Genomic DNA, 26558 nt, shown 5'->3' with positions numbered 1-26558 from the left:
AGCCGTGAACGTAATATGGTAAAGCAGAAGCTGCTGATAGACTTTCCACAAGTATAAAGTCAGCCTGAAGCATCGTCCTTACCTAATGTATCACTATTATTTGCAATCAGTTGATCATACATCTGTTCTATCGAATTATTAACCATCTGCTTTAATGTAAGCCCACTATAAGCCATAAGTGCTTCTAATTTAGGTATATTTGGCTTATAGATTTTTACACTATCATTTTCACTTGAAGGTCTTTCCTTAGCATACTGCTTTTGACTACGCCATGCCTTTTCCATACTAAATAATACGTAGGCTCTAAGCGAAAAGCCTTTTTTATTTTTGGTGCCTATGGATCGGTCATCTACGTTAGATAGTACATCCAGACTTGCAAGAATAAGCTCATATTTTTCCTGAGTGTTTTCTGGAAAAAATATCCCCTTTAGTATTATATATTCACGACCTTTTCCGCATAGGTATTTGTAACTCCAGTCAATCATTTGATCGTTTTTAGGGTCTATCCAGTCAAAATTTTCTGTGCGGTTTTTCAAGTATACAGATTTAACAGTCTCTATAGATGCTGTTCTTTGGTCTCCATATCTCTGCAATACTAATGAATAATGAGGAAGATTCCCCATATATTCATTATTAAAAAAATAAATGTTATAGCGTAGAAAGTCAGCTACTGCCTGAATCAGCTCTTGCCTACCTTTATAAGCTTCATGAACCATTAAGTGATTAATGAGATGGGCTAAAAATAATGAACAGCGTAGATCGTTTTTAAACCACTCTAAGTATGTCTCTGGCAATATATTATCAATCTTGTATCTAACAAGATTGTTAAATTCTTCTAAAGGGTTATCGCAATATTTTAAATGGAAAATGAGTTGGTTTGCATAATCATCACCATCAAATGATATATTTTCCCAACTTCTGCCTTGAAAATAGTTCTTGATATAGAGTAGTGATTTTGCGTCACTCTCTCCAATTTTTGATAATCCTTTGTGAAAATCTTCTATGCTTCTTTTCTGGTTTTTGACGTCTCTTATATATTCATCACCTACAAATCTTATGATTTTAGAGGAAATATATTGTTGTGTGGACTGATCAAAAACAGGATTAGGATTGTCAACAAATACTGGCTGCGCTGGATAAACGTTGTGGACTTGGGTTGATAATGCTGTATTCATGATATTTTCTTCCTTGAAAATAACTAGCCAAAATCTAGAAGATTTACGGTAAAAGCCTAATACATTCTTAGGAGAAATCTAGTAAATTTCTAGCAAGAATGTATTGCATACCTTGGTAATATTGGTCATCATACAAATATAACATAAGCGATATTATTTTTATTGTAAATATTAAAAAAAGCGTAACTCTATCCTTTTGCTATCTGCTGCTATAGCGAGATATTTTTATGATTGTTTATATATCTATCCAACCCTGACGGGTTATTTTTTTGGTGTGCTTAATGGGTTATTTATATTATATGAGAACATTTGCTACCAACTCCTATCATTAGCCTGAAAAATCAGAAACCATATTAAGTAATATTTTACTCATCAAGCTAACTATATGAACCATAAACTCATATAGGAACTGTAATGAATAACTATTATCAAACAGAGGGTGATATTCTGACAGATGTCGATAAAATCGTAATTATGATTTTGAGTGGCGAAGTCGATAGTGCCCAATTAGCTTTAGTATTAAATTACCTATATCCAGCATTAATGTATCACCATAAACCAGAACTTGAGTATACGGAAACAGTAAAGTGGTTTGTAGCTGTCGGACAGCTACTAAAAGGTGAGTACTACCCATCAGAGGTAATATGGGATCAGCAATCCACTAATGACTTTATCTGCAAAATTCAAAGTTATAGACTTTTATACGATATGAGTCGCAAAACGTTTTCATTACAAGAAGCTCTAAATACTGGCTCTTTTAAAGAGTATCTTACACAGCTATTTACACATTGCTCTCGTTTGCTTGTAGTAAGAGTTGATTTACACTATCAAATAGAACATAGAAGTGATGTCAGCGTAGGCGATTTTAATGATCACATGAGAGCGCTACGTGAACGTATGAGTAATCAAAAGGGCTGCTTTAAGGGACTTGAGGGATTTGCTTGGTCACTCGAGCAAGGATATAAGCAAACTGAAGATCACGACAATAAAGGTAGTTTGCATTGCCATTTATTACTCCTGTACAACGGTGCTAAAAAGAATAATGGTTACTACTCTGGTCGTAGTGTCGGTGAAAAATGGGTATCTATGACAGACGGACAAGGCAGTTACTTCAATTGCAATGATCCAAAATATTTCAATGCATTTAAAATGAAAGGTACACTTGGTATTGGAATGATAAATCGGAATAACGCTATTGAAGTACAAAACGCCGTTAGTTCAGGGTTATACTTGACTACTAAACAAGATAAGTACGAGCAGCGTCTCAAAGCAATGCTGCCAAACATGCGCACCTTTGGTCATGGCACCTACCGTACAAAGAAGCGTCGAGGACTACCACCCATAGCAAACTAATTTCAAATACATACTACATTCATGAGATCGAGCATTAGCGTCTTAATGCTCATCCTTAACATCAAAGGCCTGCCACGAGCAGGTCTTTTTTATGCGCGTAATAAGGAGCCCTTATGAAACCAGTATGTCCACGCTGTCAGTCATCTGCTGTTTATGTGATGACTGATAGTACTAACTGTCAGCTTGTTTATGAGCTGTTATCACCTGCTGCACTGATCGGTCTTGGTGTCAGTCTATGCAAATCATTCAAAGTCCATCCTGTGATCGGTGTGGTTGCAGGTACTGCGATTGCAACCGTCATCGAGATTGCAAAGCCTCATAGCGCTTTACCGTTGCTCATCAATAAGCAGCATTGCTGTGATGACTGTACGCACGTTTTCTCAACCATCAACTAATGAATAAACGCATTACTCAATGCATTTAACTTATCAATAAAAAGGAAATGAATCATGGCACATTTAATCGAAAATATGGCTTATGTCGGACAAACCCCTTGGCACGGTCTCGGCAGTCAGCTACCAAAGAATCAGCCTATTGAAGTCTGGGCACGTGAGGCCGGTATGGATTGGCGTATAGAATCCTCTGATGTCAGCTACATGGCAAACAATGAAAAAGGTCAAAGCCTGATCATGCCCTTTGATAGCAATAAGGTGCTGTATCGCTCAGATAACCTAGAGCCGTTATCGGTGGTCAGTCAACGCTACCAAGAAGTGCAGCCACGTGAGATTCTAGAGTTTTATCGTGATCTCACTGAGCAATCGCACTTTGAGCTTGAAACCGCAGGGGTGCTAAAGGGTGGTCGTAAGATGTGGGCACTCGCTCGTACCGGTCAGTCAATGACCCTCAAGGGCGGTGATGTGAGTAACGGCTATCTACTCCTTGCAACCGCTTGTGATGGCACGCTTGCGACCACCGCACAATTTACCAATATCCGTGTGGTGTGTAATAATACCTTAGCGATTAGCCTCGCTGACGGCTCAGGAGGCGTGGTGAAAGTACCGCATAGCACCTCCTTTGATGCGGACAAGGTCAAGCAGCAATTAGGCGTCTCTGTTAAGCAGTGGAATGAGCATGTGTATGAGATGAAGCAGCTCACCCAGCGCCGTGTCACTCAGGCAGAAGCCGCTAACTATCTAAACCGTGTCTTCAACGATCAGGACAATGACATCATTCTGTTTAACAGTGCCAAGAAAGAAAAGGATGCGGTGCCTAATGCCCGTGCCATGAATCAGGTGATGAACATGTTTAACGGCCAAGGTCGCGGTGCAGATTTGGATTCAGCGCGTGACACCGCTTATGGGCTGCTGTCAGCAATGACAGAGTATGTTGACCATGAGCGCCGTGCCATGTCTACCGATCATAGGCTCGATTCAGCATGGTTCGGTGCAGGCGCTAAGCTCAAAGACAAAAGCCTGGAGGAAGCCTTTGCACTGATTGCTTAAAGACGCTTAGTACGTTCAACGATTAAACCACGCTTTCGAGCGTGGTTTTTTTATGCCGTTAATAAAACAAATCACATTACTCAGTAATAAACCTATTAAGGAATTTATCATGAACATGATCGCATTAAACACCCATACTCAGCCAAGACAGGTTAAGCGTATCACCGTGAAGCATAAACCAGCAGTGGTGAAAGCCAAGCAAATGGATAGCACTGATAAACCTACCCAACTGAACACATCAACGACTGCTAAGCGTTTGGTTAATACCAAAGACTTAAGCCGTGAGGACTGGCTACAAGTACGCAGACAAGGCATTGGCAGCTCTGATGCCGCAGCTGCTTGTGGTATTCATCCATACTTGTCGATGCTGGAATTATGGATGATTAAGACCGGTCGTATGAGCTCAGACATTGATGAGAGCATCGAGGGGTATTCGCCCCTGTACTGGGGCAATACCTTGGAACCAATGGTCGCTAAATACTACCAAGAGCATACCGGCAATAAAGTCAGGCGCGTAAACGCCATCTTGCAGCATCCTGATCCTGACAAGCACTTTATGCTGGCTAATTTAGACTATGCCATTACTGGTAGTAATGAAGTACAGGTACTCGAGTGTAAAACGGCAGGTGAGCATGGGGCTAAGCTCTGGAAGCATGGCGTGCCGTTATACGTCACTTGCCAAGTACAACATCAATTAGCGGTCACAGGTAAAATTGCAGCTCATATCTGCGTGCTGCTTTGTGGACATGAAGCTAAGATTTATAAGGTTGAGCGTGATGAGCGTTTGATTGCATCCATCATGGAACATGAGCGTCTGTTCTGGCAATACGTGGAAACCGATACACCGCCAACGCCTGATCATAGTGAATCCGCAGCGAGAGCCTTAAAACAGCTGTATCCAACGCCTAAGCCCTCAAGCAAGGTTGATCTGCGAGATGACGATGGTGCCAATAAGTTATTTGAGCAGTTACTGAGCTACCGTGACTATATGCAAGAGCTAGAGCAGCGCCATGATCAGGTGAAGCATCAGCTGCAAAGCTTAATTCAAGATAATGAGGTGGCCGTATTCGAAAAAGGCGCTATTTCTTGGAAGCGCTCGAAAGACAGTGTCGGTCTTGATAGCAAGGCTGTCATTAAAGCCCATCCCGAGCTATTAGCTAAATTCAGTAAAACCCGTCAAGGTAGCAGACGCTTTGTTGTCTTAAACGATTAAGCCGCTATCTATTCTCAACAAACCAACAAACAAACCAACAAACCAAAGCAAGCGCATAACTGCCCACCTGTGATAGGTGGGCTTTTTTATGGCTAAACAAAACACACAAGGAATATCACCATGATTAAAGGTCTAACGATAACCCCGCCCGTACTTGGTCGTATCAGCATTGGACGTGTCATTGTCAAAGATGGCAAACGTCTCCCTGCTAAGGACGACCAATTCACCATTACTAGCCAAATCCAAAACAAGGAGGGCTGGATCAACCACCCACTTGATGAAAAGCTACGCAAGAATAATGACGGCAAGCTTCGGCAAATACCGGTACGTATGCTGTTTAATGATCCGACGCTAAACCTGAGAGCTGAATACACCTTGTTCGATCGACAAACTGGCAGACCGCTCTGCGTCGGTGACGGTGAGCAATGTCAGCGTCGCACAAGCAAGGGCGTTGAGCAACTGCCATGCCCATCGCCAGATCGTTGTCCATTAGCGCAAGGCGGTGCTTGTAAGCCATACGGTCGTCTGTACGTGAATTTGTCTGAGGACGATGAGCTGGGTACGTTTATCTTTCGCACCACGGGATTTAATAGTATTAGGACGCTTTCGGCACGCTTAAGCTACTTCGCTGCGGTATCAGGCAACAAGCTGTCGTGTTTGCCCCTGCAACTAACTTTGCGAGGGAAAAGCACGACGCAAAGCTATCGTACGCCGATTTACTTTGTAGATTTAACGCTGCGTGATGGGGTGACACTCAAAGATGCGGTGTCTAATGCCAAAGCAATTGATGCGGAGCTTAGCGAACACGGCTTTGACCAAGCAGCGCTAGAGGTAGCAGCAAAGCTTGGCTACGTCAACTCAGCCTTTGAGATTGATAATCATGAGGCGTTTGCAGTGGTGGAAGAGTTTTATGCAGTCGAGACAGACGATTCTGGTCAACACCAAGATGAGCATGGGCAATTGAATCATGGCTTAGCCAATCATGACCTGACCAGCATTGAGCAGGGATTACGGCAAAGCGTGACAGCGGTTAGTTAGTAAAGCGAACCAGGCATAAAAAAGGAGCTGTTACATGCAGCTCCTTTTTTTTACTAGCTGCGTCAAAAGCTAATCGTTGGATGGCATGGGATGCAGTAAAAAATTATAGGACTCGGTAAGTATATGAGGGGAAACGCTCTCATACACTTATAAGGAGCAAATCATGGAAAATTTGAATGCAACACAACCAGTAGTCGAGCAATGTAATCATATACCACAACTACTGAGTATCAAAGATGTTGGCCATTACACCGGTCTTAGTCGTTCTACAATTTACGAGATGGTGAATGAAACGTCTGATCGTTACGACCCAACGTTCCCTAAGAAGGTACAACTGACACAGGTGAGGGTGGTGTGGGTAGCGAGTGAGATTGCAGAGTGGATTAATACTAAGATTGCTGAGCGTTCAGCTTAGTTGGTAGCTCAGCCATTTCACTTCAAAGTGAGGTGGCTATTTTTTTTCATATTTAGATGTTCTATGAATCGCACTAGATAGACTTTAGCAGACGTTTATATATCTCTTATTTTAAGTTATCAGAATATATTAGATACGACTAATGACTAAACCTTTTCGCGTCATAAAACGTCTCATAACTTGGTAAATATTCACCATATAATTCGTTTAAGTAATATTCATTAATTTAAATATAGTAACTTTATTTCAAATAGTAATATACTGATCGAAGGAAGCTAATTGATAGCCTACAAGGATGAGGGGTATTGTTATGAATCATATTTACCGTATTGTATTTAATCACTCCTTAGGAGTTTACCAATGTGTGTCTGAGCTGGCTAAAGCTGGCGGTAAGTCATCTGGACGTTCGGCTATTAGCCATAGACAAGCAGGAGTGGTCTTATCTACCTTATCAATAACTGTATTGGGTATGCTTTCGATAAGCAGCGTACAGGCAACTAATTATAACAACGGTCAGACAACAGTAATAACTACAAACCCTTATCTAGTGACTAATGATGTTGTAGAAAATACAAACACGGTCTTACAGACTTCTGATGCAATTGTTGGTCAAACAAGCTCAGGTACATTGATTATCCGCAATCAAGGTAAAGTTGATTCGGATAATATGATTGTTGGAAACCAACTCGGGGCGGATGGCAAGCTGACAGTTACAGGCAATGGTTCATCATTGCTTATTAGTGATAACTTAACAATTGGAAGTGCAGGTAAAGGTAGTGCCACTATTGCTGATGGTGCATCAGTCATTGCTGAAGGCACATCAGCCGCAGGGGATATTTTTATGAGCCTTGGTCGCCAAGTCTCTGGCGAAGGTGATTTGACTGTCACTGGCACCAACTCGACACTGTTTACTGAGGAATTGTTGATTGGACATAACGGTAAAGGAATCGCAAAGATTGAAGATGGGGGATCAATACAAGCGACGGCTATGTCTATTGGTAACAAAAAAGGTAGCGAAGGTAAGTTAACCGTCACTGGTACCAAATCGAAACTGAGTGTCGATGATTATTTGGAGATCGGATATGAAGGTAAAGCAAGTGCCACTATTACTAATGGGGGGGCAGTACAAACGGATGTTATGTCTATTGGTTCAGAAGTAGGCAGCGAAGGTGATTTGACCGTTACCGGTAACAACTCCAAGCTGGATGTTACTTATTTTCTGGAAGTCGGAAATGCAGGTAAGGGCAGTGCTACTATTGCCAACGGGGGCTCAGTACAAGCAAACGTTATTACTGTGGGTAGAGAGAAAAATAGCGAAGGTGATTTAACAATCACCGGTGCTAACTCGACACTGTTTGCTAATGCTTCTTTGTCTATTGGAAATGCAGGTAAAGGAAGTGTAACGATTGCCGACGGTGCATCTATCCAAGCGGATGGAGTTTCTGTTGGTGAAGTCAATGGCGAAGGTCATTTGACTATTACGGGTGTCAACTCGCAATTGAAGAATGATAATAGTACTGATAGTTATTTGATTGTTGGAATTTATGGTAAAGGAAGTGTAACGATTGCCGATGGTGGATCTATCCAAGCCTATAATGTTAATGTTGGTAGTGGAGACACCGGCGAAGGTGATTTAACGGTTACGGGTACCAACTCGCAAATGAGTGCTAATGCTTTATATATTGGAACTGAAGGTAAGGGAAGTGTAATCATTGCCGACGGTGGATCTATCCAAGCCGATAAGGTTTCTGTTGGTGATTATGAAAATGGCGAAGGCGTTTTGACCGTTACTGGTATCGACTCACAACTGAATACTAATTCTTTGCGAATGGGGCTTTATAGTAAAGGTACTTTAAACATTGTTAATAACGGACGAGTAACAGCTGGATATGTTGGTAACTATAACAAGTATGCGTTATCAGAGCTTAACTTTGATAATGGTACCTTAGTGTTAGCCGCAGATCAGGACGCATTATTTGATAAATTCAATAACACAAACATTATTAATCTTGCTACTGGTGGCGGTACCATTGACACCAATGCTTTTAATATCAATATATTCAACGATGCCAAAATTACCGGCATTGGTAACTTCACTAAAGCCGGCACTGGTCAATTGTCAATGAACAGTACGACAAAAGCATGGACTGGTAATACCAATGTTAATCAAGGAATCTTACAATTGAATGGTGACTACATCATGCGCAATGGTGAAGTCTTAGGCATAGGGCTAAACAGCCTGACGGACTATGGTCAACTAAAGGTTGTTGGTAATGCCGATATTAGTAAAGGCACATTAATGGTTAATGCCTCAAATGCAGTACAAAACCTAACTGGTGCTTCAATATGGAATAATGTCGTCTCCGCTAGTAACCTCAACAGTGAATTTTCTGCAGTTAATGATAATAGTCCATTAGTAGGTTTTGTAGCTGACTATAGCGATGCTGATACTGTACATTTAAGAATGGTATCGCCACCAGTAGTCGTGCCTCCGGTTGTACCACCAGTAGTCGTGCCTCCGGTTGTTGTACCGCCAGTAGTCGTGCCTCCGGTTGTTGTACCGCCAGTAGTCGTGCCTCCGGTTGTTGTACCGCCAGTAGTCGTGCCTCCGGTTGTTGTACCACCAGTAGTCGTGCCTCCGGTTGTACCACCAATAGTCGTGCCTCCAGTTGTTGTACCGCCAGTAGTCGTGCCTCCGGTCGTTCTTGATACTACCTTTGTTCAAGCAGTGCAGAGCCAAACCAATCAAACTGCATTAGATCTTGCTAGCACCTTAGACCAAGCTATTCAAGATAGAGTCAACAATAGTAACAATGCGCTCGCAGATGCGCTCATTAGTAATACGCTTAACTTTAATAATTTGAAGCTCGCTGCTGCTGCGAATGAATTGCAACCGCTATTGATGGGTGCAACTAATCGTATCATCACAGATACCAATTACGCTGCCACTGAAGCCGTCATTGAACGCAGCCTAACCACTCCTAATCGCGGTGTATGGGCGAAGATTATTGGTAGTGAAAGCAGTCATGATGAACAAGGTGGTATTACCGGTTATGATGCAGACAGCTATGGTGCCATCGTTGGTATTGATACGTTTATCAATGACAATCTAAACCTTGGTGTTGCTTTCTCTTATATCGACAGTGATGTTGATAGTAATAGCCGTACCCTCAATCACGAAATGACGGCCAAGAACTGGCAAGTATTGGGCTATGGAAACTATGCAGCGAGCGCCGCCACTCAGGTGAACTTCCATGCCGGTGCCGGTAGCAGCGATGTCGAAGGTCAGCGTCATATCACTGTATTGACCAATGCTACAGCTAAATCTGACTATTCTGTTGATACCCTGCAAGCAGGATTTGGTATTGGTCATCGCATCGGTAATGAGCTACGTAATTTCACTCCATTCGCACAGATGAATTATGCACGTGCCGAGAGTGATGGTTATCGTGAAACCGGTGCTGGGGTTTACAACCTAGATGTGGATGAGAATACTTACGAATCGTTACGCTGGACGGCTGGTGTGAAAATGTCACAAGCAGTGACGCCTAAATTAGCGCTCACAGGTCAGTTGGCAGCAGCGATAGAGAACGGTGATCGTCGCTCTGATATTACCGCCAGCTTCATCGGTATGCCTAATGCGAACTTTACTACTATCGGCCAAGAAATTGGACGTGAGATTGGTATTGCTGGCATCGGACTTAGCTATACAGCGTCGCCTAATATGAAAATATCAGCGGGCTATCGCGGAGAATGGCGTGACAATTACGATGATCAAGGCGCTAGCATCGCGCTACAAACCAGGTTCTAAATGGTAGAGCTTTACGTTTTATAGACTTACAAAATAATCAAGCTTGAATTTAGTTACTCTAGGTTCAAGTTTTTTTATGGGGATATATTACAAGATCAAAATTGATTATTAAGAGCCTATAGTTCAATTAAGCTAGTCTGTTTAGAATGGTCTGTAGATAGGTTTGAAAAATAAGCAATACGTATAAAAAGTACCCATTAGCCTAAGAAAAAAAGACTATCAATTTAATAGCATATAACCCTATTATAGGAAAGGATATTGGCAGTATGCATTTTTCAGCATATTAAGTCCTTAGACATCTGAGTTATAAAAGCATTTTTATCATTGTTGAGTCAATCTAGGTCTTTAAGCTACGGAAAGCTAACTTAAACTAAAGGAGTACCGCCATGAACATAATTAAGCTGTCACTATTAAGCCTAGCTATAGCTGTACCGTCATTGACGTTAGCCGCAGGAGGTAGTGACCCAATAGGTGGCATTGATATTATTATTCTAAAAGACCCCAGCTCACAGCCCATTGCTGATTTTTCATTCTCTGAAACAGAAATCAGCAAATACAATGCCCTACAAGGTGAGAGTCGCTCTGCATACCTCAGTAAAGTTCTAATTTCAGATTTAGAGCAGGTAAACAAAAAGCAAAGCTTAGCCATCAATTGGGATAATGTCATCCGTAAAGGTATTGAGCAGCAGTGGTGTATAACTGTACCTTGCGATGGCAAAAGCCGCATGGTTATTCAACTCAATATTCCAGAGAATTTACGCGAATCGGATATTAAGTTTACTTTAGCCAGCAAACAGGACAGAGTGATTGAAAGACGTATTGTAAAGCGGGTAGCACAATTAGAAAGGCGCTAATGCTGTGACATAAACATAGCAGGGTTAGCGTAACTACCTAAACAAGCTAGAGTATTGAAAATAAGTGAAGTGGTCACCGCTACTGATAATCCATCTTATAGCGATGTCGAAGTAGATCCTTGGTTGTTTGTTAGAGGTACTCGCGGTTCACTTAGGTTTTATTAGCGAATGACACCTATAGCATATTACAGTCTGTTATAAGCGGTTCCATGACTATAGTCTATTTTGAGTGGTCTATTAATTGATTTATGAGCCTAATTAGCTGGTTCCCTTGGGGTATACTTTATTTTACTACCGCTAATAAGCTCATCTATCCTAATAGGAATTCTTATGTCAATTTCAGCTAGTCTGGATATTCATTTACTGGACACTGACAGGGATGCAATAGATGTATTGAAATGTTTATTACATCATGGATGGACTATTTACGATAACGGCGAAAAGGTTTTCTTACCAGAAAATGATAACGGTATGTTTGATTGGAAGTAACAAGTTAATATTACAGATAGTGAGATTTTTAGTATATTGACAATACAACATAAAGCTAAAGAAACACTAGGGATCTCACTATCATGGCTAGATACCAATATAGGTGGGGAGTTTCTTATATATCCAGATTTATCAGTTAGCATATGTTGTATTAATAATAGGCAGACTAATAACTACAATATAACAGATTTTGACTGGTATTTATCTAAGTTGATACCCATTTTCATTAAAGAAAATTTCTACATCGAATCGTTAAATTTTTCGCATTATGAGTAAAGAGTTAATTGCTAACATACAATTATGAACAGGTTCCATAGTTTTACTTTTTTTAATATGCGTACGTTTTTGGAGTACGTTCGGCTCCTGTATAGCGCATCGAACTACCAGCTATATAGTAAAAAAGCCTTACCGCTAACGAGAGAAAGACATGAAAAAGGATAATAAAGGTTTTTTTAGTCAGCGCACTGAACCTAATATTTATCCGAAAGCAGCAATCAAGGCTGCAACGACAAGAAAGCCCATTAAAATTTTAATGGGCTTTCTTGTCGTTGCATAAGTCCACGATTAAGTGTGCTTATGATTTCGGCTCTACTATTAATCCGCTATTATCACTACGTCATCATAATATGATAGGTCTTCATCTACTCGATTTCTACTGAGTCCCTAGCATATGATCGGTACCTATTGGAATTACTTTCATAATTATTCTCTTGTCTCTTAACTTCATCTGCCAGTTTACGAGCTGCTGACCAAAACTCTTCTTCTGAAGAGTATGATGCTGTTAGTCTACCTGTGATACCAAAGGTTGGTTTACAATATACTTCAGCGTCTTTAAGCATGTATTGAAAATATGCTGTTAAGCGATTAGGATTAAATGTTCTACCATCTATTTTATAACCAGAATCTTTACCCGCTTTAGCTCTAATTATTTCCTTTTCTTTAATAAACTGACGAGCAACTTCTTCCAAAGGCTTACCTTTAGAATAAGCTAATAAATTCATTCCACTAAGACCAATATATGATTCAAGAGCATCCTGAGGAATCAAGTTTTTTCCTGTTATAGCTGCCGAAGCTGCAATATCACGAGCAGCAACATCCATATAAGCAGCACACTTTAAGTGGTTATTCATCATTTTTGTATCTGCTTTGGCAGCTCCACTAATAATTAGACTAGATAAACCTAGACTAATTATCAAACTCCATTTATGTATTAATTTCATACAGCAAGCCTCATTTTTAAAGGTTGTTATTAATATTTAGAGTTACTTGACTACAATGCTCAAGGCAACTGATAAAAGTGATAGTGACTAGATATAATACTTAGTATTTATATTATAATCGAATTTAGTTTTCTAGATATATAGTTCTGCCTTTAAGTTTAAATAAATTCAGTTGCTTTTCTATTAGCCTACAATCTAACTCAGTACGTTTTATTTGCTTATAACTCAACTACATAAATTCAATAAATTAGATTATGACAAATGATTTTAGTGGTAAAAAGTCGTTGGGTAGAGTGCTCGAAAATAGTTCTGCTATCATAGCAATAACGCACAAATGTAAATCCAAAAATCACTTAGTAGAGACATGCTATGCCAATATTCAAAGCCTCAGTTATTCGCAAAACCGCCATTTTTTTAGCAGCAGCGATGCTGTCTTTCTCAGCTGTGGCTGCTAATTTTAACGAAAATTAAAGGTTAGCTAACCAAGGCAATGCTTCTGCTCAATATAATCTTGGAGTGATGTACTATAAGGGCGAAGGGGTACTTCGGGACAATACTAAAGCGTTTGAATGGTTTCAAAAAGCAGCTAGTCAAGGTAACACTAAAGCTCAGTTTAATATCGAGGCAATGCTTAACAATGGTACTGCTACTCGCCAAGATAATATCAAAGTAGCTAGTCAAGATTTTGCTGAAGAACAATACCTTCAGGGGATCATTTACTACGACGGCTTAGGTGTTAAACAAGATTACGCTAAAGCCGCTGAGTTTTTTCGTAAAGCTGCTAACCAAGGTCATGATGAGTCTCAATACAATCTTGGGGTGATGTACAATAAAGGTCAAAGTGTTAAGCAAGACTATGCTAAATCTGCTGAATGGTATGAAAAAGCAGCTAACCAAGGTCATAATTCTGCTCGGTCAAATCTTGGGATAATGTATGCTAAAGGCGAAGGAGTTAAGAAGGACTATGCTAAAGCCGCTGAGTTGTTTCGTAAAGCTGCTAACCAAGGTCATGATGAGTCTCAATACAATCTTGGGGTGATGTATGCTAAAGGCGAAGGAGTTAGACAAGACTATGCTCAAGCCGCTCAATGGTATGAAAAAGCAGCTAGTCAGGGACATATAAAGGCTCAATATTTTCTTGGGATACTGTACTTTAAAGGCGAAGGGGTTAAGCAAGACTATGCTAAAGCTGCTGAATGGTATCAAAAAGCTGCTGATCAAGACAATGCTGATGCTCAGTTTCACCTTGGTGGAATGTATGCGAATGGCTTGGGTGTTCGAAAAGATAGTACGATTGCTAAAAGCTGGCAACAAAGATCAGCCAATCAAGGGCATCCAGGAGCACAATATATTCTAGGTTTGATTTACCACAGCGGTGAAAGTGTTAGACAAGATCATGCTGAAGCCGCTAAATGGTATGAAAAATCTAGCAACCAAGGGTTTGCTGATGCTCAGTTCAGTCTTGGAAAGATGCACCATAAAGGCGAAGGGGCTAGGCAAGATATTATTAAAGCCGTTGAATGGTATCGAAAAGCTGCCAACCAAGGCCATGCCGATGCTCAACTGATGCTTGGAGCTTTGTACATGAAAGGTGAAGGGGTTGGTAAAAATCGCGTGACTGCAAAAGAGTGGTTGGGAAAAGCGTGTGATAACGGGCTTAAAAAAGGTTGTGAAGGTTATCGAATGTTAAATTAAAGATAGAGTGCTGAGAATTAGGTAGTTTTTGGGACTAATGAGCTTGTTTGTAACATTGACCCCATGAAGGGGAGTAGCAATAATAAAAATCGATTGTTGGTATTATTGTTGGTATAGATAATATTTATAATCAAGAAAGACCGTAATCACTTGGGCTGAAGCGTGTAGTTTATTTCTTAGTATAGGAGTTGAACTTAAAAACCTGATTAAAATTATGAATTTAAAGTCCATACAATCTTTGCTGTGCCAGAAGGTATATTTACCCATCTCCTACCTTGTTGGGATTTCCAAAAGATACGGTATTCATCTTGCCAAGAATCATCTTTATGCTTTAAAAAATGATTTCGGTGATGGTCTTCTGTGTATTCACACTTATTCATCTCACTTCTAATTCCTAATCTCTTATCAAGTTGTTTCTTAGTTTTGGCAATGTTAGTTAATTCAACACATATCACCTTACCAAGTTTAAGAGCAGTATCAGGTGAAAGATGATTACAGAAAGATAAGATTAATCCATCTTCTTTGTAATAACTGCCATTTGTTATGTCGGGAACGTGTGTCGCTTCCTCAATGCCATTTATATTGCTAATTATACTATTGCCAGACATATTTAAATTTTGGACACTTCTAAAATCAAACCCAAATTGACGTAAACTTGGTATGGGTACTTCACCCTTGTGGATTAGGTTTTCATCAGGAGTCATAATACCATCACGGTCATCTGCTAAATATGCACTTGCAGGTGTAATCGGTATTTCTCCACCATTTACCCAAGCGTCTGCCCATTCTTCTTTTTCTAAATACAAATATACCTTCAAAATAAAACTCCTAAAATATAGTCTATCTTTTAATTTGAGGGTAACTATACCAGTAACTCTTAAAAATAATCGAGTACGTCTATCGAATGTTAATTAAATAATCTCGAAACATTAATCACAAGTACACTATCAAGTACACTGAAATAATAAAGTTACTTAATATATCGACACAAGCGTTGGTATTGTTAGGCGTTAAGATTAGACCATGGTACCCACTACAGGAATCGACTGCCATTTAAATTGGTATATGGATATTAAGTTAGTTAATAATTAAGTTAAATATTCTCCAACCATACTACCAACTTTAAAACTCTCACGACAACTGTCGTCGCATGAATCACATCTGCCCTTGAATTGTTCAAGCCGCTGTCTCTACAATCAAAGTCATCTTGTCCAAACATGGATACTCACGCTTGGATATACCTTTTCTTTTATGCCGAGTCTGCCATGTACGCGCTCATCGACTGCAATAGCTTTTATGCCAACTGTGAAAAGCTCTTTCGTCCTGATCTTAAGGACAAGCCTGTGGTCGTGCTCTCTAACAATGATGGCTGCGTCGTCGCTCGCTCATCTGAGGCGAAGCTACTCGGTATCAAGATGGGTGTGCCTTACTTTCAAGTCAAAGACTTCTGTGATCAGAACAACGTCACCGTCTTCAGCTCCAACTACACTCTCTACGCTGATATCTCCCAACGTGTCATGATGACCCTCGAGACCCTTTGTCCAACGGTTGAAGTCTATTCCATTGATGAAGCCTTTTTATACTTAGCTGACTATCCTGTTGCCATGCAAGATTTAAGTGCTTATGGACATAAGCTTAAAGCCATTGTCGAGATGCATACTGGCATTCCAGTGAGTGTCGGCATTGGCACTACCAAGACCATGGCAAAGCTTGCCAATCACGCGGCTAAGAAGTACCCAGCAACCAAAGGGGTTTGTGTATTAGAGAATATCAGATGGATACGCCGCATCATGCAGATAACCGATGTCGGTGAGCTATGGGGTGTGGGTCGTCGTTATAAGCTCAGACTCAATGAGATGGGCATTCATACCGTTTACCAGCTTGCTATCTGCGAGCCTGGCAAGATAAGGCAGCACTTTGGCGTGGTACTCGAGCGCACCTGCTTAGAGCTCAACGGTCAGTCCTGTCTGGGTATTGAAAGCATAGCGCCTAAAAAGCAAATCATCTCCTCACGGTCTTTCTCCGAGCGCATCACCGACCAGCAGGCTCTTAGTGAGTCTATCTGTGCTCATGTGGCTAAGGCCGCCAGTAAGCTACGTAAACAAGACAGCGTGTGTGCCTATATCACTGTCTTTGCTAAGAACAGCCCCTTTAGTAAGAACGAGCCCTATGTCTTAATCTCTGGTGACTATCACTTCATAACGCCCACCGCAGACAGCAGAGTGATGGTCACCGCTGCCAGACAAGTACTAAAGGTGATTTATAAAGAAGAGGTACGCTATGCGAAAGCGGGTGTGATGCTGCTTGGAATCTGCCAGCATGATGAGGTGCAGCTTGATTTGTTTGCAGAAGGTCAGAGCAACCAAAATGATAGCGGTCAGGAGGAACGAGCTAAAAAAAGCACCAACAAAAGAGTTGAAGTCACTGCCATCATGGATGAGCTCAATCAAAAGTACGGGCAGAACAGCAATCAGCAAGCAGCGGTATTTATTGCCAGTGAAGGTATCAAAGCAAATCAATCATGGCAGATGAGCCGTAATATGCTATCGCCTTGCTATACCACCAACATCAATCAATTGCCTAAGGTGCATTAGATGACTGTCAAAATAATCGGTAAGCTGACCAATGAAGGTGAAACGATATTGCTGTCTTTATACAGCGATAAAATTAAGGCTGGTTTTCCAAGCCCAGCGACCGACTATGTGCAAAACCGTATTGATTTAAACACGCTACTCATACGCCATCCTGCATCGACGTATCTGGTTGAGGTGGAAGGGGACAGTATGGTCAATATTGGTATCTATCCCAATGACATTCTAATCGTTGATCGCTCACTGACAGCCTGTCACAAAGACATTGTGATTGCGCTGATAGACGATGGATTCACGGCTAAGCAATTGATACTGGGTGAGCACATCATACTGCGAGCGCACAATGAGAATTATGCCGATATTGTGGTTAAAGGATCGCTTGAGCTGTTCGGGGTGGTGGCGAGTAGTATTAGACGGTTTAAGCGTTGAAGGTAGAGTGATAAGAGTAGTCAGGTTTGTAGCAGAAAGTAGAATAGTAGTAACGAGCATTATTAACGTAGGAAAAGGGAGCAAAGCAATGACTGATAAAAAAGAGCAAAGTGAGTCTAATGATTTAGTACAAGGATGGATAGACAGGTCAGCACTGAACGCCATACAAATGAGCGAGGACGAAAACTACCGTCAGCTGGTGTCTGCAAGAGCAACGAACTGGGGCAGAGATATTCAAGCTAAGTCAGATCAGCGGATCAGACAGTCACAAGCACCACATTTAGAGATATAGCTATAAGCGAGTTTTTTAATCTCGGGTTTTTTTGAGTGTCAATGTTGTTAAAAACCTCATGTTTACGGGAGTAAGTTGTTTTTCTCCCAACATATCGCAGGATGTAAAAAATAATCGTGTCTGCTTATATTATGTTACGGCGTGGCGTAACGTATAAAAAGCGAAGTTTATATAAGAGCGAAGCGATTGTATAAACGACATCGTAATCCCAATCATCTGTAATCAAACATTTGACTACAAGACGAATTCGTTGTCAACAAAGACAACGACATCAGTATCCAATGGTTGTTATTGTATTTGTAAATAAAACTACAATAGTTGAATTTGATAATCAATCTTGTAATGCATACTAAAATGTAATCAATATTATTGTCTAACGAGTGTTGGAGATATACCGGGTATATATCGATTGAAAGTAACATCTATGACAGAGCGTAAGCAATAATAAGCCACCTTAAAAAGGTGGCTTGTTTTTTACTAGAATTATTACCTACTATTCATTAGGTACAGTTGTTCATATACTGCGCCTCGGTTAAGTCTGGGTTACGACAATCTTCCAATCCATCATAACCATCGTCATAACCTGAACGTTCGATAATGAATTTACGTAAATCAGACTCTGAACCACCACCAAGTGTAAAATCGTTTAATAGCTCTATTATGTCTTGCGATACCTCAATATCATTATCAACGAGATAATCAATGTGTGCCGCTTGGGCAGGTGTTAGTGGTCCGGTGATTTCTACAGCGTTAGCACCTGTTCCGTTATTGTAGTCGTCGTCACTCAAAGAATCATAAGCACTCTCACTTACGTCTGATGTAGTATCAGTATCCTGCTGTTCACCTAGATCTTGGAATACATCATCATAGGCTTCACTTGCATTATCTTCATTATCCCAGTCTAAGTCAGCGACAGAGGATTCTTTGATTTTCTTATCTTTTGAATCTAAAGAAAAGTTAATCCTTGTCACCTTCCAGCTAAGCCAGTCTCTATGCATGATCACATCTATGGACTCATTCGGATCATCTGCATCAATTACCTGAACTTTGAATCGATTAAAGGATAGGTAGCCAGCTTTATAATCGATATCTTCATTTTTGCCTTTAGGCTTATCTTCAGGCGTGTCATTATTTAAATCGAAATCTAGTTTTTGTCCTTGGAGCATTAATGCCACACCATCTGGCGTTACTAAACCATCAATGAGTGGATCTATCATTGCAGTGCCTAACATGGTGCCTAAAGCTTCAAAGCCATTTTGCTCCTTACTGGAAGCAAGCTCTTTAACCATAACGGCTTTGACTTGATCTTTCATACTCTGCTTAACGCTAGGAAAGTCGATGTAACCTGAAAGCTTATCTGCATCTCCTTGTTCAGCGGCATTTTTAATATTATTTAGAACGAGATAGGGTGATGCATAAAGATAAATTGCAAATATAACCAATAACCCAACTAACCAAGGTAAAAACTTTTTCAAAAAATCTCTCCTGAATCCCTAATAAGGTTAGGGCTTAATAAAACGATACGGTATGACACTGAGCTCAAAGTCATTAGCTACTATTCTTGCATAAGCATAAATATAGACTTTTTTAAAAGTTTTATGTGTTCGAAGGCATTTACATAACAGTAATAATTAGCAACTAATGCTAACATAAGTTGACATAGAAAACAATTCGATAAACTTTTATTGGCTAAATTTATTCGTAACATCTTTATGTGACTATGGTTTCTTTAACTGGCATAAGCATCTTTCTAGTTGTCTACAACCTCAGGTTAAATGAGCTTTAATCTCTATTTTCAATCTATAACAATCATCAAGTAATAAGTCACTCCAAAAATTAGTTGGCACATAAGCTTGCTTAAAAATATAATCTCGCTAAAATCGTTACTACATACTAAATTCCTTTCTTGTACGGCTAATCATTCACTCGTTGCGTGATTCAGTATCAAAATATAAGCACATCGTCTTTAGCTTAATTTCATTAAAATTCATCAGTGCTACTTTTGAATAGCGGAAAAATTTATTAATTCTTATAAAGTATTTTTTATGTAGTATATCGCTAGTATATTAAGTTGTGATTTTGAAGAATTGGAATACAGGCAATGTTGCCTATTACAAATAGATTAATCTTTAAAAAATAAAAATAGTTATCTTTCTTAGTCTGTTGGTTGTTCATAATAATATAATTTTCTATTTTAGCTTTCAAGGAACAGTAATGATTTCTCAAAATCAATCTAATTATATTAATAAGAATAATGTAGATATATCTGTAATGATATACGAAGTAAAAAGCCCTCCAGTTGTTCAAGCAAACTATCAAAAGTTATTTTCATCTGATCATAAGCATTTTTACTGGAATAGAGATAAGTTTGCGAAGCTTAAGGAAGGAGATAGAGTCTTTGTTGTAAATGTAACAACGAGAACAATATTGAACTGCTTTGTAGAAAAACTATCTATTCCAACAGAATATGACGATCAACTAGACCAAAGCTCTTTCTCAGATAAAGGCGAAGTCTATAAAGTAGCTGGTCAGTGGAATGAGTTTATTTGCTTAGCTATTAAAGATGAAAAGTTAGTGGATGAGGAGTGGTCATGGAAAACTTTAGGGTCTGGAGAGCATACCTATATACTTGGAGCTCATGTCAGCTTTAGCTCAGCAGTAAATAAAGTTCAACGTATTGAGCAGTTGCTAGAGGTTTTTAAAGACGACTCTAAAGAAGAGGAGTTGCTTCAGCATTGTCTTGAAATTTTTAAAGAACAAGTGGATATTCCATTGGCAAAAGATAACTCGGAACAGCCAGATAATGATGGTCAACAGCATGATTTAACGCTATTTTCTAAGCAAACTCAAGAGGCTAGTAGTAGTTGGTTACCAAAGGTTCAGTCCTATATTGCTAGTAGAGGTTTTGACTATAGCTTAGCTGATATTGCGAATTTCTACCTATCAATGCGTACGAAGCCACTGGTAATCTTAGCTGGTATTTCAGGAACTGGTAAAACGCAACTAGTTAGACAGTTTGCCAAAGCAATCGGGTATGGTGATGAACGCCACTGCGTACTTATTCCAGTACGTCCTGACTGGGCCGATAACTCTGACTTAATTGGATATAAAAATATTCAGGGAAGGTTTGAGCAGCAAAAATTATTGAAAGTATTGCAAGACGCTTTAGCTCATCCAGAAGAGATATTTTTTGTCATTCTAGATGAGATGAATTTAGCGCGAGTTGAGCACTATTTTTCTGATTTTTTAAGTGTGTTAGAGACTCGAGAGCGTAATAATGAAGGCGTAATTGTCACGAATGCCATACTGACCGACGATACGGTCAACCAAGGCATACCAGTATCTATTCCACAGAATCTAATGATTGTAGGTACGGTCAATATGGATGAGACTACACACCCATTTAGCAGAAAAGTTTTGGATCGTGCAAACGCTATCGAAATGAATCACATTAACCTACATTGGGATTTAAATGAAATAAAGCGCACCAACCCAGTTACTGAAGTTTATGCAGACGCTTTTGTATCGCCTTATTTAAACTCAATTGAATTGGATAGTAACCAGAAAGTAGAGCTGGAACCTATAATTGATTTGTTGGAGAGTATTAATGAAGTTTTAGAACCAGCGGGTCTACATTTTGGCTATCGAGTTCGCGATGAATTAGCATTTTATCTCTGTCAACATAAGCAAATGAAGCTACACGATAAGCTGATTATGACGGATGACCAAGCATTAGATTATCAATTGATGCAAAAGGTTTTGCCTCGGATTCAGGGAAGCTCTATTTCAGTATTAACTGCTTTACTTAAATTACTAAATCAATTAAGCGGCGCCAAAATTGAAGAAAATATGGAGTTGCCAGCCGTAGAAAAAGCCATAAAAGAAGTTAGTGGAAAATTGAGATTCCCGTTGAGTATTAATAAGCTCTTATTTATGCTGCGCCGTTTCAATGATGATGGCTTTACATCTTTCTGGTTATAGGTAGTCAAAGATGCCCGTACTTTATTTTAATTCAGAAGATGGCACCTTTTGCCAAATCGAGCTGTCGGAAGCAAAGTTACCTAAAGTAATTGCTAATCAAATGCACCTTTGTAAAGAGGTTTGGTCTAATGTCACTGGCCTTAAATTTAATCAGCAGTATTCTGATATTACTGACTTAAGCAAACAGCCTTTGTTTTTTGAATGGCAGCAACTCAACTTTTTGTTTGAATGTGAAAATAATGAGCTCTTTCCAGCTCCTTATGCTTTATATATAAATGACGTACTTGAGCCATCCATCCGATGTAAAAAGTTTGGTGGTAAATATAGGTTAATGGGGTTTACTAAACTAGGTAATGCGGTAGGAAGGACAAAATTCTCTATTAGAGACAGTCGTAATAAAACAGTATTTGAATTAGGTGCAGAAGTTTTTCCTGAAAAGCTAGACTATAAAGATGATTTTTCAGCCATGTTGGATGAAATTACTGAAATCATTTACTCATTAGCTTTTGATGTCTTCAAAAAAACCTATGCTAGTACTAAAGTACATACGACTTATCATCAAACACTTTCAGAATGGTTGAATCTATATAAGGTACTAGCGACCAGTTTTGAGCAGAGTATTGACACTATCCTACGAACTCCAAAGTCCGAAATTAAACGAAGTTTAGAAGTCAAGCCAATCGATTTAGTTAGGAAAGTATCACGTAAATCCCTTTTGTCTGCATTAAGAAAACCTGATAGGTACTGCCGTGGTGGGGGCTTAAGCTTAACTAATGATATAAAAATATCGCATTTGCAGGAGCAGAAAAGAGAGATAAGTTACGATACTCAAGAAAACCGCTTTGTTGTATGGGCTATTAAAGATGTCATAAAAACTTTAACATTTTTAATTTCACAAGTAGGCAGTAAGCCTGAATCTAAAAAGCTAGAAATTGAAATACAGTTATTAAAACTACATCAAAGGAAATTACGTCATCGGCTACAAGCACCAGTATTTTCATCAGTAGCAAATTTCAATAATCAACAGCAGTTTTCTACAACGTTAACTATGGCGCCGGGGTATAAAGAGTTTTATCACCGTTATTTATTATTGCGTAAAGGATTAACCTTAGCAGATAACGCTATTTTTAATATGGACTATAAAGATATTGCGACTTTATATGAGTACTGGTGCTTTTTAAAGACAGTAAAGTTATTACGTGATAATCCTAAGTATGATTTAACTGGTAGTGACATTGTTAAAATAGAGCATTATCGTTTTAATGTCACCCTGAAAAAGGGTGAGGAGTCAGCAGTTCACTTTAGGCAACGTTCAAGTAATGATGAAATTTCTCTCTATTTTAACCGTACCTTTAAGAGAGATAAGCATACTTATACATTTGATCAAAGACCTGATAACTTCATAGAGTTTTCGCGTGCAGGTTATGGAAGCAATAAAGATAAGAAAAAGTTTAAGGTAGTATTAGATGCAAAATATAGGTTTGAGCGAGGGCAAAGTCAGGATAACAAAACGAAAAATCCTTACGGCCCACCTGTTGATACTATTGCACAGCTACACCGATATCGAGATGCATTACTATGGGAAGAGGATTTTGACGATAGTGTGAGAATTGCCAATAAGAGTATAGGAGGGGTTATATTGTTTCCTTATCCTAATGCTGAGGAAGAGTTTAAAGATCATCCTTACTATAAAAGTATCGATAGGGTAAATATTGGAGCAGTGCCGCTGCAGCCTGGACATAATAGACAGAATGTACTTTATCAGAGGTATCTAGAGTCACTTTTTGAGCAATCAGGAGAGTCTATTCATGAGCGCAGAGTTCACTTTGATACACGTGAGTACGATACAAAGAAGCAGGCGCAGAGTGATTTAGTTATGGTTGGTATGGTGCCAGCTCAAAATCGAGATGGTAGAAGAAAGTATCATGCCACAGCTAAAGTCTATTATACAGAGTGGGCTAAAAATCCTACTTTCCCTTTAGAAAAAGCGAAAATTATCGCGTTATATGATCAAGTAGACAAGAAAATATACGCAACAGCAAAAGTATTAAAAGTTGAGTTTTTACTAGGTAAAGAGCTCAAAGAAACAGGTACAACATGGCCACCAAGCTATGAAGACAAAAAGTATTGTGTTTATCATCTTGATGAGCTAACTGAGGTAGAGCTATATGCAGGACTACAGATGCAAGGACATAGGCAGGGACGATTCTTTGTGAGTAATATTGGGCTGCAGTTGGCATTAGAACATAATAATGCAGATCTACTTTTTATTAATGCTTGGGAAAAATATAAAGAGTGGAAAACTCTATCCACACAGAGCTCAAAAGTTAGTATTAAGCGTAAGACTCAAAGTAGTAACGTTGGGAAAGATATCAGCGAATTAGAATTCATACCAGAAAGTAGTGAATAGCCGTTTAAATTACTATTTTTTCTTATAAACAAATTTTTAATTTACTTTTCCGTGATTAAGCCTAAGACCATACTTCGACTTCATATGGTCTTTCTCGATATTGTACATGTAAAGAAATCGGTAATTATCTTAACTATAAGATAATAATTAAATATTGTTATTATATACTCAGTTCAAAATAAAACTGTTATGGCTAGGGTAAATATCATAAAATAATTTAGATAAGTCATTCTCCATCTAGCCTTGACGTAGAAACTTCACCTGAGCCCATTTTTTCTCGATAGGGTTCAAGTCTGGGCTGTACGGTGGCAACCATAAAATACGATGACCATGTCTATTCGGTAGCTTTTGAATACGCTTATTCTTATGAAATCGAGCATTATCCATGACAATTACACATTTGGTCTTGAGGCTTGGGATTAGCTTAAGCTTGCACCAGTGATAGAATATCTCACCATTGATATTCTGTTCAAAGCAATCAAGCGCAAACAGCATCTTGTTATAAAGAGCACCGATGACGTTAGTTCTTTTTTTTGCTTGCCAGTTGTAGCGATCAGTACAAGGTTTGCCTATCGGCGCATAGCCATAAGGACGTATGGTTTCAGCCTCAAAGCCACTTTCGTCCATATACACAATGGGATAGCCTTGCTGAATAAAACGATCAAGCTTATCTCTGATAAGCTGCTCTTTTTATTGGAGATGCTTTTGGATGTTCCAAGGTCTTTTTTTTGACTGATACCAAGGCGTTTTAAGGCATGATAAATACCTGTTTTACTACAGCTTAAACGACGTGCTCGCTCATATTGGTAATCATCAGGATATTCTTTGACATCATTAAGTAGCACGTCATCTGGTATTTTATAGGGCTTGGTTTGCCTGGTTGTTTTGCTATGAACACGTCTCTTCCAGTTTTGTATGGTGGTTGGGCTGAGACTATAAAATTCAGCTGCTTGAACATAGGTCATACCGTCATCTATACTTTTGAGAACTTGTCTACGAAAATCTAGTGAGTAAGTCATGGTCTTTATAATAACAATTAGATTTGATAATTAGTTTATAACACTTTTAAATAGACTCAACTATAAGTCAAAAGCTTTTTAGCTAATAAAACAATATTAAGTATTACCTTTTATGAGTGTTAAGAAATGGCCAGTAGAATATATTACGCAGTTATAAGAAATAGAGATAACTTGAAAGTAGATAACGTCGGAGATGTACTTCGCTTTTGCGGTGACGATATACATTTATTTAACCCCATATTTAAAGAAACACTTTCGATCAAAGAGAATACAGCATACGAGAAAGGTGATGATATTGAATATGATGGTTGGATAGCCACATTTTTTAAAGACAGTCAATACGCACAAACTCTAGAGTTAAAGGTAGTCAATAATAATATAGATAATCATCAACCAAATGAATATAGAAAGCATCTTGCACGAGTTGTAATTGTTACCAATATGGATGAGTCTGAGGAAGGAAAAATAACTTTTGCAGAAGGCAAGAGTTCCTATTGTGAAGATGCTTCACTGTTTATTCGGCGCTCTAAGTCTTTAAAGGCTGACAGTCCAATTGAGGTGTCTAGTGGATGGAGGCATGTTGATGGACAAGGGTTGTTATTAATTAACAATTATACATGCGTTAAACAACCGAGAAGGATAACATTATTGCTAATGCTTGCAATAGCATATTTTAAAGCCTTTCAAAAAATTAATGAAGAACTCGCAGAAGCGCTAAAATCGATAGATGACATCGATAAAATAGAAAAGATATTCTCCGTAGCATCAAAGTTTAATGCCCGCTATTACTTTTTTAACCCAGTTCAGGTATCTAGTTATCATACTTATAAGTGCTGGGAAAATATTCGTGATGCTTTCGATCTTCAATCTAAATATCAGGAGACAAACGAGCAAATCCAACAAGTCCACCAAATCTTAAGCCACATAAACCAAAAAAAGCAAGAAGATGAAAAGTATGAGCATCAAAAAAAGAATGATAAATGGAATAAGAACATAACTATACTAGCTGTGTTCCTATCAATCGTAGGTCTAGTCGAGGCTATTAAAGCTATATATGAATTGCTTGTGAGTTGGAATATCATATAGCTAGGTGAAGCCTCTTTGGTAAACTCTCTTCATCAGAGGAGTTAC

Annotated in this window: 23 protein-coding genes and 1 pseudogene; 18 read left to right on the top strand and 6 right to left on the bottom strand. The window is 39.1% G+C overall.

Annotated features, from left to right (window positions below; all coding sequences use genetic code 11):
- Window positions 1-59: 59 nt before the first annotated feature.
- Window positions 60-1175, bottom strand: coding sequence for a hypothetical protein (locus tag FHS24_RS09420; RefSeq protein WP_183620901.1), 1116 nt, complete (start codon window positions 1173-1175; stop codon window positions 60-62).
- 414 nt (window positions 1176-1589) lie between these two features.
- On the opposite strand from FHS24_RS09420, the gene FHS24_RS09415 reads away from it, so the two are divergent.
- The 10 genes from FHS24_RS09415 to FHS24_RS12525 all read left to right on the top strand — a co-directional run bounded on the left by FHS24_RS09415 (window position 1590) and on the right by FHS24_RS12525 (window position 12346).
- Window positions 1590-2528 (top strand): YagK/YfjJ domain-containing protein, encoded by a 939-nt coding sequence (locus FHS24_RS09415; protein ID WP_183620900.1) that lies wholly within the window; start codon window positions 1590-1592, stop codon window positions 2526-2528.
- Window positions 2529-2641: 113 nt separating this feature from the next.
- Complete coding sequence (locus FHS24_RS09410) at window positions 2642-2923, top strand: hypothetical protein (protein ID WP_183620899.1); 282 nt, start codon at window positions 2642-2644, stop codon at window positions 2921-2923.
- Window positions 2924-2977: 54 nt separating this feature from the next.
- Window positions 2978-3970, top strand: coding sequence for a DUF932 domain-containing protein (locus tag FHS24_RS09405; RefSeq protein WP_183620898.1), 993 nt, complete (start codon window positions 2978-2980; stop codon window positions 3968-3970).
- 202 nt (window positions 3971-4172) lie between these two features.
- Window positions 4173-5183, top strand: coding sequence for a YqaJ viral recombinase family nuclease (locus tag FHS24_RS09400; protein ID WP_227671785.1), 1011 nt, complete (start codon window positions 4173-4175; stop codon window positions 5181-5183).
- 120 nt (window positions 5184-5303) lie between these two features.
- Window positions 5304-6221 (top strand): recombination directionality factor, encoded by a 918-nt coding sequence (locus tag FHS24_RS09395; protein ID WP_183620896.1) that lies wholly within the window; start codon window positions 5304-5306, stop codon window positions 6219-6221.
- A gap of 163 nt (window positions 6222-6384) precedes the next feature.
- Window positions 6385-6636: a helix-turn-helix transcriptional regulator gene (locus FHS24_RS09390; RefSeq protein WP_183620895.1), complete on the top strand. Its 252-nt coding sequence runs from the start codon at window positions 6385-6387 to the stop codon at window positions 6634-6636.
- A 310-nt stretch (window positions 6637-6946) separates the two neighbouring features.
- Complete coding sequence (locus tag FHS24_RS09385; protein ID WP_183620894.1) at window positions 6947-10447, top strand: autotransporter domain-containing protein; 3501 nt, start codon at window positions 6947-6949, stop codon at window positions 10445-10447.
- A gap of 386 nt (window positions 10448-10833) precedes the next feature.
- Entirely contained in the window at window positions 10834-11301 is a 468-nt protein-coding gene (locus FHS24_RS09380) for a hypothetical protein (RefSeq protein ID WP_183620893.1), read from the top strand.
- 330 nt (window positions 11302-11631) lie between these two features.
- On the top strand, window positions 11632-11790 hold the full coding sequence (locus FHS24_RS09375; protein WP_183620892.1) for a hypothetical protein: 159 nt from the start codon (window positions 11632-11634) through the stop codon (window positions 11788-11790).
- A 427-nt stretch (window positions 11791-12217) separates the two neighbouring features.
- A complete protein-coding gene (locus FHS24_RS12525) occupies window positions 12218-12346 on the top strand; it encodes a hypothetical protein (RefSeq protein ID WP_265088162.1) in 129 nt (42 codons plus the stop codon).
- Between the two features lie 85 nt (window positions 12347-12431).
- On the opposite strand, the gene FHS24_RS09370 is transcribed toward FHS24_RS12525, so the two are convergent.
- Window positions 12432-13010, bottom strand: coding sequence for a hypothetical protein (locus FHS24_RS09370; RefSeq protein ID WP_183620891.1), 579 nt, complete (start codon window positions 13008-13010; stop codon window positions 12432-12434).
- A gap of 504 nt (window positions 13011-13514) precedes the next feature.
- Here FHS24_RS09370 and FHS24_RS12520 point away from each other — a divergent pair.
- Window positions 13515-13598, top strand: a pseudogene (locus FHS24_RS12520) (SEL1-like repeat protein); the annotation flags it as partial.
- A gap of 39 nt (window positions 13599-13637) precedes the next feature.
- A complete protein-coding gene (locus FHS24_RS09365) occupies window positions 13638-14705 on the top strand; it encodes a tetratricopeptide repeat protein (RefSeq protein WP_265088164.1) in 1068 nt (355 codons plus the stop codon).
- Window positions 14706-14917: 212 nt separating this feature from the next.
- On the opposite strand, the gene FHS24_RS09360 is transcribed toward FHS24_RS09365, so the two are convergent.
- Entirely contained in the window at window positions 14918-15523 is a 606-nt protein-coding gene (locus FHS24_RS09360; protein WP_183620889.1) for a hypothetical protein, read from the bottom strand.
- A gap of 399 nt (window positions 15524-15922) precedes the next feature.
- On the opposite strand from FHS24_RS09360, the gene FHS24_RS09355 reads away from it, so the two are divergent.
- From FHS24_RS09355 to FHS24_RS09345, 3 genes are all read left to right on the top strand, one after another.
- Complete coding sequence (locus FHS24_RS09355) at window positions 15923-17299, top strand: Y-family DNA polymerase (protein WP_233449113.1); 1377 nt, start codon at window positions 15923-15925, stop codon at window positions 17297-17299.
- Window positions 17300-17725, top strand: a complete 426-nt coding sequence (gene umuD / locus FHS24_RS09350; protein ID WP_183620888.1) for a translesion error-prone DNA polymerase V autoproteolytic subunit — start codon at window positions 17300-17302, stop codon at window positions 17723-17725.
- Between the two features lie 88 nt (window positions 17726-17813).
- A complete protein-coding gene (locus FHS24_RS09345) occupies window positions 17814-18017 on the top strand; it encodes a hypothetical protein (protein ID WP_183620887.1) in 204 nt (67 codons plus the stop codon).
- A 500-nt stretch (window positions 18018-18517) separates the two neighbouring features.
- Here the strand turns inward: FHS24_RS09345 and FHS24_RS09340 are convergent, their stop codons facing one another.
- Window positions 18518-19492: a DUF2939 domain-containing protein gene (locus FHS24_RS09340; protein WP_183620886.1), complete on the bottom strand. Its 975-nt coding sequence runs from the start codon at window positions 19490-19492 to the stop codon at window positions 18518-18520.
- Window positions 19493-20231: 739 nt separating this feature from the next.
- Here FHS24_RS09340 and FHS24_RS09335 point away from each other — a divergent pair.
- Both FHS24_RS09335 and FHS24_RS09330 read left to right on the top strand, forming a co-directional pair.
- A complete protein-coding gene (locus FHS24_RS09335) occupies window positions 20232-21998 on the top strand; it encodes an McrB family protein (RefSeq protein ID WP_183620885.1) in 1767 nt (588 codons plus the stop codon).
- A gap of 10 nt (window positions 21999-22008) precedes the next feature.
- Window positions 22009-24408: a DUF2357 domain-containing protein gene (locus FHS24_RS09330; protein WP_183620884.1), complete on the top strand. Its 2400-nt coding sequence runs from the start codon at window positions 22009-22011 to the stop codon at window positions 24406-24408.
- A 237-nt stretch (window positions 24409-24645) separates the two neighbouring features.
- On the opposite strand, the gene FHS24_RS12350 is transcribed toward FHS24_RS09330, so the two are convergent.
- Both FHS24_RS12350 and FHS24_RS12345 read right to left on the bottom strand, forming a co-directional pair.
- Window positions 24646-25035, bottom strand: coding sequence for an IS630 family transposase (locus FHS24_RS12350; RefSeq protein WP_233449116.1), 390 nt, complete (start codon window positions 25033-25035; stop codon window positions 24646-24648).
- Window positions 24978-25373 carry an IS630 transposase-related protein gene (locus FHS24_RS12345; protein WP_320158074.1) on the bottom strand — a complete coding sequence of 132 codons (396 nt, stop codon included), beginning with the start codon at window positions 25371-25373 and terminating at the stop codon, window positions 24978-24980. The genes FHS24_RS12350 and FHS24_RS12345 overlap by 58 nt, the downstream gene beginning before the upstream one ends.
- Before the next feature lie 180 nt (window positions 25374-25553).
- Between FHS24_RS12345 and FHS24_RS09320 the strand changes: the two genes are divergently transcribed.
- Window positions 25554-26513 carry a hypothetical protein gene (locus FHS24_RS09320; RefSeq protein WP_183620883.1) on the top strand — a complete coding sequence of 320 codons (960 nt, stop codon included), beginning with the start codon at window positions 25554-25556 and terminating at the stop codon, window positions 26511-26513.
- Window positions 26514-26558 lie beyond the last annotated feature (45 nt).

This window comes from Psychrobacter luti, assembly GCF_014192115.1.
GTDB lineage: Bacteria > Pseudomonadota > Gammaproteobacteria > Pseudomonadales > Moraxellaceae > Psychrobacter > Psychrobacter luti.
The sequence above is the reverse complement of the archived record's forward strand: the minus strand, read 5'-3'. Positions and strand labels throughout refer to the sequence as shown.

What these genes read in the sequence shown, in the direction of transcription:
- FHS24_RS09355 (WP_233449113.1), top strand. Translation starts at nt 15,923, where the DNA reads ATGGATACTCACGCTTGGATATACCTTTTCTTTTATGCCGAGTCTGCC.
- FHS24_RS12345 (WP_320158074.1), bottom strand. Translation starts at nt 25,373, where the DNA reads ATGACCTATGTTCAAGCAGCTGAATTTTATAGTCTCAGCCCAACCACC.
- FHS24_RS09420 (WP_183620901.1), bottom strand. Translation starts at nt 1,175, where the DNA reads ATGAATACAGCATTATCAACCCAAGTCCACAACGTTTATCCAGCGCAG.
- FHS24_RS09390 (WP_183620895.1), top strand. Translation starts at nt 6,385, where the DNA reads ATGGAAAATTTGAATGCAACACAACCAGTAGTCGAGCAATGTAATCAT.
- FHS24_RS09375 (WP_183620892.1), top strand. Translation starts at nt 11,632, where the DNA reads ATGTCAATTTCAGCTAGTCTGGATATTCATTTACTGGACACTGACAGG.
- FHS24_RS12350 (WP_233449116.1), bottom strand. Translation starts at nt 25,035, where the DNA reads ATGGACGAAAGTGGCTTTGAGGCTGAAACCATACGTCCTTATGGCTAT.
- FHS24_RS09400 (WP_227671785.1), top strand. Translation starts at nt 4,173, where the DNA reads ATGGATAGCACTGATAAACCTACCCAACTGAACACATCAACGACTGCT.
- FHS24_RS09330 (WP_183620884.1), top strand. Translation starts at nt 22,009, where the DNA reads ATGCCCGTACTTTATTTTAATTCAGAAGATGGCACCTTTTGCCAAATC.
- FHS24_RS09410 (WP_183620899.1), top strand. Translation starts at nt 2,642, where the DNA reads ATGAAACCAGTATGTCCACGCTGTCAGTCATCTGCTGTTTATGTGATG.
- FHS24_RS09385 (WP_183620894.1), top strand. Translation starts at nt 6,947, where the DNA reads ATGAATCATATTTACCGTATTGTATTTAATCACTCCTTAGGAGTTTAC.
- FHS24_RS12525 (WP_265088162.1), top strand. Translation starts at nt 12,218, where the DNA reads ATGAAAAAGGATAATAAAGGTTTTTTTAGTCAGCGCACTGAACCTAAT.
- FHS24_RS09405 (WP_183620898.1), top strand. Translation starts at nt 2,978, where the DNA reads ATGGCACATTTAATCGAAAATATGGCTTATGTCGGACAAACCCCTTGG.
- FHS24_RS09365 (WP_265088164.1), top strand. Translation starts at nt 13,638, where the DNA reads ATGCTTAACAATGGTACTGCTACTCGCCAAGATAATATCAAAGTAGCT.
- FHS24_RS09335 (WP_183620885.1), top strand. Translation starts at nt 20,232, where the DNA reads ATGATTTCTCAAAATCAATCTAATTATATTAATAAGAATAATGTAGAT.
- FHS24_RS09415 (WP_183620900.1), top strand. Translation starts at nt 1,590, where the DNA reads ATGAATAACTATTATCAAACAGAGGGTGATATTCTGACAGATGTCGAT.
- FHS24_RS09320 (WP_183620883.1), top strand. Translation starts at nt 25,554, where the DNA reads ATGGCCAGTAGAATATATTACGCAGTTATAAGAAATAGAGATAACTTG.
- FHS24_RS09395 (WP_183620896.1), top strand. Translation starts at nt 5,304, where the DNA reads ATGATTAAAGGTCTAACGATAACCCCGCCCGTACTTGGTCGTATCAGC.
- FHS24_RS09380 (WP_183620893.1), top strand. Translation starts at nt 10,834, where the DNA reads ATGAACATAATTAAGCTGTCACTATTAAGCCTAGCTATAGCTGTACCG.
- FHS24_RS09345 (WP_183620887.1), top strand. Translation starts at nt 17,814, where the DNA reads ATGACTGATAAAAAAGAGCAAAGTGAGTCTAATGATTTAGTACAAGGA.
- FHS24_RS09370 (WP_183620891.1), bottom strand. Translation starts at nt 13,010, where the DNA reads ATGAAATTAATACATAAATGGAGTTTGATAATTAGTCTAGGTTTATCT.
- umuD (WP_183620888.1), top strand. Translation starts at nt 17,300, where the DNA reads ATGACTGTCAAAATAATCGGTAAGCTGACCAATGAAGGTGAAACGATA.